At 37.7% G+C, this 12,682-nt stretch carries 11 protein-coding genes; 8 read left to right on the plus strand and 3 right to left on the minus strand.

All coding sequences use genetic code 11. The features are described from left to right. The first annotated feature begins 320 nt into the window (after nt 1-320). A complete protein-coding gene (locus tag A2J09_RS19755; protein WP_012292450.1) occupies nt 321-2,318 on the plus strand; it encodes a methyl-accepting chemotaxis protein in 1,998 nt (665 codons plus the stop codon). 47 nt (nt 2,319-2,365) lie between these two features. On the opposite strand, the gene A2J09_RS19760 is transcribed toward A2J09_RS19755, so the two are convergent. Then, nucleotides 2,366-3,544, minus strand: a complete 1,179-nt coding sequence (locus tag A2J09_RS19760) for a serine-tRNA(Ala) deacylase AlaX (protein WP_036160598.1) — start codon at nt 3,542-3,544, stop codon at nt 2,366-2,368. Nucleotides 3,545-3,700: 156 nt separating this feature from the next. Between A2J09_RS19760 and A2J09_RS19765 the strand changes: the two genes are divergently transcribed. From A2J09_RS19765 to A2J09_RS19795, 7 genes are all read left to right on the plus strand, one after another. Further along, nucleotides 3,701-3,988 (plus strand): DUF6509 family protein, encoded by a 288-nt coding sequence (locus A2J09_RS19765; RefSeq protein ID WP_031418093.1) that lies wholly within the window; start codon nt 3,701-3,703, stop codon nt 3,986-3,988. A gap of 255 nt (nt 3,989-4,243) precedes the next feature. Then, nucleotides 4,244-5,389: a VanZ family protein gene (locus A2J09_RS19770; RefSeq protein WP_012292453.1), complete on the plus strand. Its 1,146-nt coding sequence runs from the start codon at nt 4,244-4,246 to the stop codon at nt 5,387-5,389. A gap of 13 nt (nt 5,390-5,402) precedes the next feature. Further along, complete coding sequence (locus A2J09_RS19775) at nt 5,403-6,737, plus strand: FAD-dependent oxidoreductase (RefSeq protein WP_012292454.1); 1,335 nt, start codon at nt 5,403-5,405, stop codon at nt 6,735-6,737. Between the two features lie 17 nt (nt 6,738-6,754). Continuing rightward, the gene (locus A2J09_RS19780) at nt 6,755-7,228 is read left to right on the plus strand and encodes a glutathione peroxidase (protein WP_036160600.1); all 474 of its coding nucleotides are present in this window, start codon (nt 6,755-6,757) and stop codon (nt 7,226-7,228) included. Nucleotides 7,229-7,401: 173 nt separating this feature from the next. Next, nucleotides 7,402-8,169, plus strand: coding sequence for an ABC transporter ATP-binding protein (locus A2J09_RS19785; protein ID WP_012292456.1), 768 nt, complete (start codon nt 7,402-7,404; stop codon nt 8,167-8,169). After that, nucleotides 8,156-10,024, plus strand: a complete 1,869-nt coding sequence (locus A2J09_RS19790; protein ID WP_012292457.1) for an ABC transporter permease — start codon at nt 8,156-8,158, stop codon at nt 10,022-10,024. Before A2J09_RS19785 ends, A2J09_RS19790 begins: the two co-directional genes overlap by 14 nt. Before the next feature lies 1 nt (nt 10,025). Next, nucleotides 10,026-10,385: a YxeA family protein gene (locus A2J09_RS19795; protein ID WP_012292458.1), complete on the plus strand. Its 360-nt coding sequence runs from the start codon at nt 10,026-10,028 to the stop codon at nt 10,383-10,385. A gap of 25 nt (nt 10,386-10,410) precedes the next feature. On the opposite strand, the gene A2J09_RS19800 is transcribed toward A2J09_RS19795, so the two are convergent. Beyond that, the gene (locus A2J09_RS19800) at nt 10,411-11,799 is read right to left on the minus strand and encodes a sensor histidine kinase (RefSeq protein WP_031418102.1); all 1,389 of its coding nucleotides are present in this window, start codon (nt 11,797-11,799) and stop codon (nt 10,411-10,413) included. Next, complete coding sequence (locus A2J09_RS19805; RefSeq protein ID WP_012292460.1) at nt 11,796-12,518, minus strand: response regulator transcription factor; 723 nt, start codon at nt 12,516-12,518, stop codon at nt 11,796-11,798. Before A2J09_RS19805 ends, A2J09_RS19800 begins: the two co-directional genes overlap by 4 nt. Nucleotides 12,519-12,682 lie beyond the last annotated feature (164 nt).

The raw sequence follows: 12,682 nt of genomic DNA on the forward strand, positions 1-12,682 counted from the left end.
CTCCCCTCAAATTTTTGAATCTATCCTAATTCTAATAATCAGCAAAAAATATAAATTATAATCAATTTCTGTTGGAAAAAGTTTTAATTTCATCCATTAAAGCCAATGAATTTTGTCAATCAATAGCGAAAGATACCGATAACTTAGAAAAATGTAGAAAATTGTTAACACTATAACAATAGGTAAAATGGTATTATTATACATTAATTAATCTTATTGGAAAAGTTTTGTTGACTTCTTCTTTTGCTGACTTTACTCTGAAAGTAATGCATAAATAACTGAATTTTATAGCTAAAAATGGAAGAAGTGAGAATAAGGAAATGTGGATAAAAGGAATTGGCGGTAAATTAGTCGTTGCAATTATTGCTCTTGTATTTGTGACGTGTGGAACGCTGGGACTGTCTACTTGGATAAATAGTACTAAGGCAATGAATGAACAAGTGGAAACAAACTTGGTTTCTAGAGCTGGGGATGTTTCACAATACATAGAAGAACATTTTCAATTAACATTAGTAGAGGTTGAGGCAATAGCAGAGCAAGAGGCTGTACGTAGTATGGATTTTGAAAAGCAAAAACAATATTTATCGAAACGTCTTGCGGATAATAAAAACTACCTTGGCTTTGGTATTATTAAAGCTGATGGAGTAGCCCATTATTTGGATGATACAACTGCTGATTTAGGTGATCGTGATTATGTAAAGGAAGGCTTTACGGGTAATTCAGTTATGTCTGAAATTACGATTAGCCGCGTAACTGGTGAACCTGTTATTTTAATTGTGTCTCCAATCGACACTGTGTCAGGTGAGAAAGCATTATTACTAGCCCGTATAGATGGTTATTATTTATCCAATATTGTCGAGGATATTAAAGTTGGAAACAGTGGGTACGCATTTATGTTAGACGCTAACGGAACCATCATTGGACATAATAATCACTCCTATGTGAAAGAGCAAAATAACCCCATTAAGGAAGCGGAAGAAACAGGTGTAATGACTGGTAGAGCATTGGCTGCTAAAGAGATGATTGCAAATAAAAGTGGTTATTTTTCTTTTGAAACAGAGGATGCAGGTACTAACTTGATGGGCTACCATACGCTTGATAATGGTTGGAAAATGGGAGTTGTAGCTTTAGAAAATGAGATGTTTTCAGGGCTTTCTAAGCTCAAGACGAACTTTATTGTCACAACTATTATTGTCTCATTATTAGGGCTAATCATTTCGTTTGCTATTTCACGATCTGTTAGTAGACCGCTTCGTCATGTTCTTCGCATTAGTGAAGGCTTATCAGAGGGTGACTTTACACAAGAGATTCCTGAAAAATATTTAAAACGCATTGATGAGATGGGGACAATGTCGCGTGCATTGGATCGCATGACTGATAATATGCGGGAAATGATAGCAAAGGTGAGCCATGAAGCTACTACTGTGAATGAAGCTTCTTGTGACTTAATGGGAGATGTCATGGCTGTAACAAAACATTCTGAACAAATAGCAGGTGCCATAAATGAAGTAGATAGAGGAGCACAAAGCCAAACCGTGATGGCAGAGGAAAGTGCATCTGCTATGGAGCAAATGGCTTTAGGGATACAAAATGTAGCTGAAGTAGCCTCAACCATTGCTTCAAATACAGATTTTATTTCCCAGAAAATTAGTGAAAGTAATCATGCTGTCCAACAATCAATTTGTCGGATGAATGAAATTCAGGAAGGGACTACTGCTGAGCTGATGATTATTCATAAATTAGAAAAGGAGTCTGAGGAAATAAACTTAATTTCTAATATGATTACAGCTATTTCTGAACAAACAAATTTATTAGCACTTAATGCATCTATTGAAGCTGCACGAGCTGGAGATGCAGGTAAGGGCTTTGCAGTTGTGGCAGAAGAGGTTCGCAAGCTATCAGAGCAAACAGCCGAGTCTGCTACTAAAATTAATGTGTTAATTGAACGAGTTCAATCGTACACCTTAGAGGTCGTGAAGGCAGCAGAATCAGGTGAAGATAACGTGGAACGCGGATTAGCATCCATTGAGGCAGTGGGCGAACGCTTTGAGGAAATAGTTCGAGCTGTTGGGGAAATAGCTGGCCAAGTTGAAGAAATGAATGCTTCAGCTGAACAAATGTCTGCCAATACTGAGGAAGTTTCAGCTTCTATGGAAGAAATGGCTGCCACTGCACATGCTGCAAGTGATTATGTACATGAGGTAACAGATGCCACAACAGAACAGTTAAAAACAGTTACAACGATGAATAATCAAACTGAAAAACTGTCAGAAATGGCGAAACGTTTATATGAGGCCATTCAAAAATTTAAATATTAAAGAAGAGGAGCTGTCCAATTTTGGCAGCTCCTCTTTGGTTAGCGGGCTTAAATGTTTTGTATAGCTTCTAAAAGTTCTTCTTTAGAAATAATACATTCACCGCCTCCTTGTACCATTTGATCGCTTCCACCACCCTTACCATTAATGAGCGGTAATGCCTTTTCAGCAATAGCCTTCATGCTTTTAGATACATTTTTCCCTCTAGCTGCAACGAACTGTAGCTTGCCTTCACTTTCAGAAACAAGCAAAGTGATCATGTCGTCATGTTCAGAAACAATGGTACGAGCTAATTTTTGTAGTTCTTGCATAGTTCGTTGTTGAAAAGCAGCCGTCATAAGATTTCCGCTATTTGAAACGAGTGCTTTTGCTTCATAGGTTAATAGCTCCTCTTTGGCTGCAACAAGTGCTCTTTCTGTATGTTTCTGAGCGCTTAGTATTTTAGTGAGGGCTGTAGCAGCTTCTACTTCAGGAACGCTTAGCTGGCGAGCTACATCACCTAATACTTTTTTACGCATAGCAAGTTCATGCAAAACACGTTGTCCACAAACAAATGATACGCGAACATTGCCCTTCATTTTTTCAGTACCTAGAATTTTTATGGCATTGACCTGCCCAGTAGATGTTGGATGAGTGCCACCACAGCCGTTGTAATCATAGTTAGGAATGATAACAAGTCGAATATCTCCGGCCACTGCAACCTCTTTACGCAGATGATAATGGACCAGTTCATTTTCTGTAATCCATGTAGTTTCAATTGGAAGATTTTCCAAAATGACTTCATTAGCTCGTGCTTCGGCTGCAGCAAGCTGTTGTTCCGTCAAAGTATCGACAGCAATATCAATTGTGACGTGCTGGCTTCCTAGATGAAAACTAACCGTCTGAGCATCAAAAAGTTCTACAAATGCGGCTGTTAAAATATGCTGACCAGCATGTTGCTGCATATGGTCGAATCGTCTAGACCAATTTAATGTGCCGTGCACAATGCCTTTCAACTCCGATATATCACCCTGCATGTAATGACGAATCTCTTCTCCGTTTTTCTCTACATCTATGACGTCAATTCCATTCAATGTTCCAGTATCATGGGGTTGTCCTCCGCCAGTTGGATAAAATGCAGTATTAGATAATACAACATAATGACGACCTAATTCGTCGATTTCTTTACTAACAATATGAGCATCAAACTCACGTAACATAACGTCCTGATAATATAATAAATTTTTCAAGAAAAAGCCTCCTTTTATGTAGATACGGTTTATGCAGGGTTGATTCCAGTTTATTTTGGCATAATTACTTACAGGTGTATATGGCTTTTCTAGTTGACCCATGCTGAAATTGATTTAATATAGAAAGGAACAGCTAAAGATAAAGGAGCTAGTATGATGGAAATTACACAATTCTCAATGGAAGAAATTTTAGACCCAACCAATATTATGGAAGGGAAGCGGTACGAATTTATTTTAGATATTGAAATTGATGAAGAAGATGAGCTATATCACGAAGCAGGTATTGAAATTCGTGTTCTCATTGGTGAAAAGGCAGAGGAGCCCTATATTTTAAACTACTTCATAATGGAAAAGGCAGAGGGTGAATACTTAGATTTTGCTCTAGAGGATGATGAGCTAGAAGAAATTTTAGTATTTTGTAAAGAGGAAATAGCAAAGGCATAGAACGAAACAGGTAGAGAGTATATTCTTTACCTGTTTTTTTATTTTGATGAAGTAGAGGCCTTTATCTTCCAGAATTGCTTTAAAGACAATGGATTTATGTTGGTGTGATTAACATCGCACTAATCAAAAATCTGGGGTGAAGGGACGGACTTAAGGATAATGTAAGCTTATTGATATATTCTCGTAGAGTGAGGGAATTAAACTGAGTTTTAGGTTTCATCAATTCGGGCAATTTAAATAGAGAGGTGCTTATCTATGTCAACTTACACGCAATCCATTCTTATTGCATTTTTTATAACGATTATTTTATCATTTATTCTTTTTATTCCATGGCTTATTTATACGTATCGAAAATATAGTTATTTGTCTATGTCTAAAACCATTATTATGTTCTCCTTTATTTTTTACTTTTTATCTGCACTTTGTTTAGTATTACTTCCGTTCCCATCTACAAGGGATACTTGCTCACTTCAATCGCCAGATACAGTCCATACAAATTTACGACTATTTCAATTTATTGAGGATATTTTAAAGGGTAGTGGTGTTGTCTTAACCAGTCCATCGACATGGCTTGTTATCACGAAACAGCAAGCATTTTATCAAGCGTTTTTTAATTTCTTATTATTGATGCCATTTGGTGTGTACTTACGATATTTTCTTCAAGAAAGAAGGTACTGGAAACGTGCATTTTTATTAAGCTTTTTGCTAACATTGTTTTATGAGATCACACAAAGAACAGGTATTTATGGCATTTTTAATTGTGCCTATCGCATATTTGATGTGGATGATTTATTGCTAAACAGCGTAGGTGCATTACTAGGTTTCTTTTTAGCTCCTATCGTGTGGGCACTATTTCCTTCTCATGAAGAAGTCGAGGCTAAAGCTGCTGAAATGGAAAAAAGTGATATTGTAAAACCAATATCTGTTTTACTGGCATTAGTCATTGATTTATTTATAGTTCAGGTGATTTGGTTCATTATTGGCACTCTAACTGGGTATAGTGGCACTTTCGAATTCTTAGTCATTATTGCACTATATATGGCCATCTTTGGCTTCATACCAAGTTTAATGAATGGCGCAACGTTGGGTATGAAAATTATGCGCTTTACAATGGTCAATAAGAAAGGCAAAAGTATTGTAAGACAATCCTGGAAACGCTGTATAGCTATTGTTGCTACAGTATTGCTATCTGAGGCCATTACAACGGTCGGTAACATTCAATTAGATATGGATTCACCATTCTATGTTCTGCAAATTCTCATTTCTTTACTAGCCTCATTAGGAGGTTTTGCACTTACAATGATAATAGCTATTCATGTTATACGCGTCATTGTAAGCGGAGGAAAGCGTCGTTTGTATATCGATCAATATGCTGATTTGATGGCAACAAAGAAAAAATAAGGGGGCAAGTGGAATGAAATACGTCATCATTGGGGGAGATGCTGCAGGTATGTCTGCAGCTATGGAGATCTATCGTAATGTACCAGGAGCGGAAATAACGACTTTAGAACGTGGTTTTATTTATTCATATGGACAATGTGGATTGCCGTATGTTGTAGATGGTCGTATTTCATCAACCAAACGCTTGATTGCAAGAGATGTTGAAACTTTTCGGGGTAAATATGGCATCGATGCACGAGTAGGCTATGAGGTGGAAAAGGTAGATATAGAGAATAAGGTTGTTTCAGGTATACAGGCAAGTGGCGAAGTATTCGAGATTTCCTATGATAAGCTGCTTATAGCAACAGGGGCCGACCCAGTTGTACCTGTCAGAAGTGGAGTCAATCTAGAAGGAATCCACACCGTCAAAACAATCCCTCAGTTAGAAGATTTAATGGCTGATTTAACACCTGATATTGAACAGGTAACTATTATCGGCGGGGGCTATATCGGATTAGAAATGGCTGAAACATTACAAACCTGTGGGAAAAAGGTAAGACTTGTTCAACGAGGAAGCCATGTGGCAAAGATTTTAGATGAAGAACTTGCTCAACATGTTCATGAAGAAGCAAAAAAGAACAATGTAGAGCTTTTATTAAATACAGATGTAGAAGCATTTGAAGGAAATAAACGAGTTGAACGGGTCATCACAAATAATGGCATCTTAGAAACAGATTTAGTCATTGTTGCTTCAGGTATTAGACCAAATACAAAGTTTTTAGAAGGCACTGGTATAGCTTTTGCAAAAAATGGGGCAATTATCGTCAATCGTCATTTAGAAACTTCCGTAGAGAATGTTTATGCGGCAGGAGATTGTGCCACTCATTTTAACATTGTGAAGGAGCGTATAGATTATATTCCTTTGGGAACAACTGCCAATAAACAGGGCAGGCTAGCAGGACTTAATATGTCTGGAAAGTTTGCACCGTTTAGAGGGATTGTCGGGACATCTATTTTAAAATTTTTCAACTTAACAATTGCTACAACTGGCATAAATGAACGCCATGCAAAAGAGCTTGGCTTTGATTACGAGGCCTTTAAATTATCAGCTCGCCATATTGCGGGCTATTATCCAGGTGCACAACGTATGTATATTAAGGTAGTTGTACGTAAACGAGATCAGTTGCTATTGGGCGCACAAATTGTTGGGCCAGCTGGTGTTGATAAGCGTATTGATGTGTTTGCAACGGCATTGTATAGTAAAATGACATTACCTGATTTGCTAGACTTAGATTTAGCTTATGCACCACCATTTAACGGTGTGTGGGATCCTTTACAGCAGGTAGCGAGAATGAATGGACGTTTATAAATAGGAGGTATAGAGCAATGAGTATTTATGATATTAACGTGACTTTAGAAGATGGTACTGACTATAGCCTAGAGCGATATAAAGGGAAGCCAATGTTAATTGTCAATACTGCTTCAAAATGTGGCTTTACACCACAATTCGAAGAATTAGAAGGTCTCTTTGAAAAATATCAGGATGAAGGTCTTGTTGTACTAGGTTTCCCGTCCAATCAATTCAAGCAAGAGCTGGCCACTGCTGAAGAAGCTGCTTCACAATGTCGGCTGGAATATGGGGTAACCTTCCCGATGCATAAAATCGTTAAGGTGAATGGTAAGGAAGCGCATCCGATTTTTGATTATCTCACTTCTCATTCTAAAGGGTTTTTAGGCAACAGCATTAAATGGAATTTCACCAAATTCTTAGTGAATCGAGATGGCGAGGTTGTTGGACGCTACGCATCGGCAGATAAACCAAGTAGTTTTGAAGATGATATTAAAAAAGTTTTAGCATAATAGTTAGAAGGATTCATGCACAGACTGTGTATGAATCTTTTTTTATTAATTAAAGCAGTAAAAACACGTTCATTGATTGAGAATAGATGATTTAAGGTTGCTGTAAGCTTACGACAATTTTGCTGTAAGTTTGAGGGCGTATACTAAAGTCAGAAAGAAGAGGAGGAGCGTATATGACGCCATTATTAAAGGTACAAAACGTTGAGAAAACATACGGCAAGGGCGCTAATACTTTTACAGCGTTATCTAATATATCATTTGAAGTAAAAAAAGGTGAATTTGTGGGCGTAATGGGTCCTTCAGGGGCTGGGAAATCTACGCTTCTCAATGTGTTAGCTACAATCGATACACCAACGACTGGTGAAATAATTATCGGTGATACGAACTTAGCACGTATGAAAGATGCTGAATTAGCGGATTTTCGTCGTGATAACTTAGGATTTATATTCCAAGACTATAACTTACTTGATTCTTTGACAGTACGAGAAAATATAGTTTTGCCACTGGCTATTGCAAAGATGCCAACAAAGGCTATTAGCGCTAGAGTCGACCGTATTGCTTCATTGTTCGGCATTAGTGATTTACTAGATAAATATCCTTATCAAATATCGGGTGGACAAAAACAACGTACAGCTTCGTCACGCGCGTTAGTAACAGAGCCAAAATTAATCTTTGCTGATGAGCCTACGGGTGCACTTGATTCAAAATCAGCAACTGATTTGCTGGAAAGCTTAAGTGACTTAAATCAATCTCAGGCAGCTACCATTATGATGGTTACCCATGATGCTTTTGCAGCGAGTTTCTGTCAGCGAATACTATTTATTCAGGATGGGCAGTTATCCAAGGAAATTCATCGTGGGACTCTAACAAGGAAACAATTTTTCCAAGAGATCTTACAGGTGCTGTCAAGCATCGGGGGTGGAGTAAATGACGTTATTTAGTTTAGCGCGTAAAAATATTCAGCGTAATTTGTCCAACTATTTTTTATATATTGCCTCGATGGTATTTAGTATCGTCATTTATTTTACATTTGTGACATTGAAATATAATGATGATCTTTCAGCCTTAAAACAATCCTCTCAGCAAATTAAAGGGTTGATGAGTGCATCGTCTGTAGTCTTATTGTTCTTCATTGTCATCTTTATGGCATATTCGAATTCATTTTTTATGAAGAAACGAAAAAAGGAAGTAGCACTCTATTCACTATTAGGCGTGCGAAAGCAAAAGATCGGCCTCTTGCTCTTCTTTGAGAATCTAGTCATTGGGTTAGTCTCTCTAGTATTGGGGATCGTTTTAGGATTCTTTATGTCACAAGGTTTGTTAATGATATTAGTCCGACTCATGGGGTATGAAATTGTTGGAAACCTGACATTTTCGATAGAGGCACTGGTGAATACAACAGTCATTTTTACAGTATTGTTTTTATTCACGTCGTTACAAGGCTATCGTGTTATTTATCAATTCAAATTGATTGACTTATTTCATGCAGAAAAACAGGGTGAACAAATTCCCCGTGCCTCTTTAGTAGCTGCGGTTTTAGGAACTGCACTCATCGCATTTGGATATTATACAGCTGCGTCTGATATGTTTACGAGTGAAATTTGGCGATTCTTCACGGTTTTAGGTACGCCACTAATGGTCATTGGCGTAACGATCGTGGGGACATATCTTTTATTCCATAGTGTAAGTGTTTTTGTGTTAACAGCTTTAAAAAGAGCCACATCTTGGTCTTGGAAAGGTTTAAATTTAATTGGGGTTTCTCAGTTATTGTATCGTATTCGCGCAAATGCTAAATCATTGTCCATTATTGCCATTTTAAGTGCCACGACAATTACAGCAGGCGGTGGCGTTTTCGGTATGTATTATAATGCAGAAGCAACTGTACGTCAGATGCTGCCAAATACATTTATGTGGAAAGGCGATCCCGTTGATTTTTCACAGAAAGACGTTATCTATAATGAATCACTGTCTGTGAAAAACTTACGTGTCGATAATGAATTTTCATTTTTCGAATATACATTACTTAAGGAATCTGATTATAATCGTTTAGCAAAATTACAAGGTAAGGATCAAAACTTGCATATTGCTGATGGATCGACGGTGTTGCTGGATGCCGCATATGATGAAAGATTTTCGCATGATTTTACTGGGGAAAACTTTAAGTTAAAGAATGGTGATTCTTTCCATGTAGAAAAAATGTACACAGAGAGCGTTCTAAACTTTATTCCTGCGGGAACGGTGCTTGTCGTGAATGATCAAGAGTTTGCTGCGACTAATGCAGAAGAGATAAAGATGCAGGCTATTGGATTAGACAATGATTTGAAACAACAGGTCGTTTCACAAGACATTATCAAGCAATTGTCGACAGAACAACAAGAATCCTTCTCTAGTGTTCCTCAAAGCTATGAGGATAGTATAGCAACTGTAGGAGCATTACTGTTTGTGGGTAGCTTCCTTGGACTAGTTTTTCTAGCGGCAACCGGTAGTATAATTTATTTCAAAATTTTAACGGAAGCTGAGGAAGATCAGGCGAAATATGCGATTTTAAATAAAATTGGTGTCAACAGTAAGCAAATTTTAAAGACTGTAGCAGGACAAGTAGCTGTTATCTTTAGTGCACCACTTATCGTAGGTATTGTGCATAGTGCATTTGCGTTACTAGCATTTTCACAGTTATTTGGTATGAATATTACGAAGCCAGTAATATTATGGATGATTGCATATTCAGCTATTTATTTCATCTATTATATTTTTACTGTACGTTCGTTCTACAAAATTGTAAGACAGGGGAATTAATATGAAAAAAGTATTTTTTGGAATAGGTGCATTGCTTATCTTATTCGTAGCAGGGTTAGTTGTATTGATGACTGTAGACTTTAACCGTTTAAATAAAGACACTTACTATGTCCATATCACGGCTGATGGTGAGGTAGAGGAGTATAAGGCAAGTAACGGTGAAATTTTTAAAATGTATTGGTATGAGCTTCCTGCCTACAATAAAAATGGCAAAGAAAAGACATTAAAGTTCTCAGCTCATAAAAATTTACGCCATGATGCTTATTTAAAGCTTTATGTTAAAAAAGAGACGGAAGTCACTTCCTATGATGAGGTGAAATTCCACGAGGTACCTAATAAAGCGCAAGATCAAATGAAATAGCTAAAAGGAGCATCCACTAGTCAAACTAGTGCTGCTCCTTTTTTAAATTAATGGAAACGATTGTACCCTTTCCTTTTTCAGAGGTTATAGTAACAAAACCTCCATGGGCCTCAATAATATCTCTAGCAATGGCGGTCCCTAAGCCAGTACCAGCCGTATTGTCGGTATTGGTGCCGCGGTAATAGCGCTCAAAAATATGCTCTAAATCCTCTGAGGAGATACCCTTTCCATTATCTGCTATCGTAATGGAATCTTTATCGACAGACACATGGACAGATACATCAGGAGTATTATGAAGCAGGGCGTTGTGTAAAAAGTTTATGATCGCTCTGCGCATAAAATGTTCGTCAATGAGCTGGTGATGGTTCTCTGAGATTGCTTCAAAGTCTATATTGGCAAGTTCAAACTGTGGTGTATTTAATGTATCAATTACAATTTCCCGAATAAATGGCACCATGTTCACTTCTTTTAAAGTGAGTGGGAGCTGCTGATGTCTTAAGCGCATCGTTAAATTTAAGTCATCAAGCAGATTTTGCATATGCAATGACTGTTTCTCGATAATTTGTGCATACTCGGCCTTTTCTTGAGAGGTGAGTGTCTCGTCATCTAAAAGCTCTGCATATCCCCGAATAGAGGCAAGCGGTGTTTTCATATCATGAGAGACATTGCTAATCCATTCCTCGCGCATCAGTTCAAGACGCTTGCGTTCCTGCTCATGTGCAGCGAGTTCCCTGGATACTTCATTTAAATTTTCAAAAACAGTTTTATATACACCACCAGGCGTTTTAACTGGCTGATGCTCATGATTTTTTAAATGACGAATGCGTTCGATCAAGGCATAGAGAGGCGTCGTTAGCGTACGACCAAATAGCCAGCCGACCAATGCAGCGACTATTAAATCAGCAATAACAATGAATAACCCGAATTTACCAACAAACTGTAAAAAAGAGGTGCCAGAAATATGCATGACTAATCTCTCAACTTCACTCCCTTTTACACCAACTAGATAACTAATCTCATCCTTGACTCCTACATAAACCGTCGTATCAGCATCAAATTCTTTATATTTGTACACTTGTATCAAATCAACGGGTGCGTAATGGGAAGGTGCTTCCTCTGGGGCAAAATGAGAATCAATGACTTGACCATTCACATCAAGTAATTGAATCCAAGCATTTCGCATATGCAACTGTTCTAGTCCTTCTGCACTTATGGAGGTTTCGCCATTTTCTATTTCAATGTACTGCTGAAAATTCCGTACGAAGTCCTCTTCTTTCGATTCAGTCGCTCTATCAGAATCATTATTAAGTTTATACGACAGGAGACCAATGAGAATGGCCGTATTGACGAAAATAACGATGATCACAATGGATAGAACAGAAAAGAGAAAGCGAGCAGTCAATTTCCACTTCATTCTTGCGCCTCTTTTGGTATGACAAACTTATACCCAAGACCTTTTACAGTGGTGATAAAAATAGGTTTAGAGGCATCCTGCTCAATTTTTTCTCGCAAACGTCGAATATGCACCATGACAGTATTATCAGAACCGAAAAAATCTTCTCCCCAAACACGCTCAAAAAGGGTTTCTTTACTTAAAATGCGATGAGGATTGTGCATAAAACATGCCATTAAACCAATTTCCTTAGCTGTTAACTCCAATAAAATCCCATCCTTGTGGACTTCTGTTTCGTCAGCGTTTAGCTGGAAGGGTCCAACTTGTATTGTTTTTTCTGCCATGCCTGAAGTTGTTTCGTGTGTTTGATAACCAACTCTACGTAACTGTGCCTTCACACGATAGGCAACTTCCTTAGGACTAAATGGTTTTGTAATATAATCGTCGCCTCCGATGGCAAGCCCTAAAATTTTATCAATTTCTTCATTTTTAGCAGACATAAAAAGCACAGGTACATGCGATATTTCGCGAATGCGTCTACATAAATCATAGCCTTCTCCATCAGGAAGCATGACATCTAGAAGCACAATATCTGGACTTGTTTGCTGAAAGCTTGTCCAAGCATCGTGAATGGAGCCGGCTGTATAAATTTGTTTATAGCCTTCTTTTTGTAGGCTTACCTTTAGAAGATTAGCTAAATCTGCCTCATCATCCACTACTAATATGGTTGGCTCTTGCATTATTCACACACCCTTTCTTATGATGAATACTTTCTTATCGAAAGAATCCTTATATGTTATGAAAATCATTATAAATGAAATGTACTGGAAAGAGGAAATGAAGTATTACTAATAAAAGCCCTTGTATACTTACATTTAAAAATTGAAGATGGAGAAGTGAAACC

Origin of the sequence: Lysinibacillus sphaericus (assembly GCF_001629735.1) — a bacterium.
Lineage (GTDB): Bacteria > Bacillota > Bacilli > Bacillales_A > Planococcaceae > Lysinibacillus > Lysinibacillus pinottii.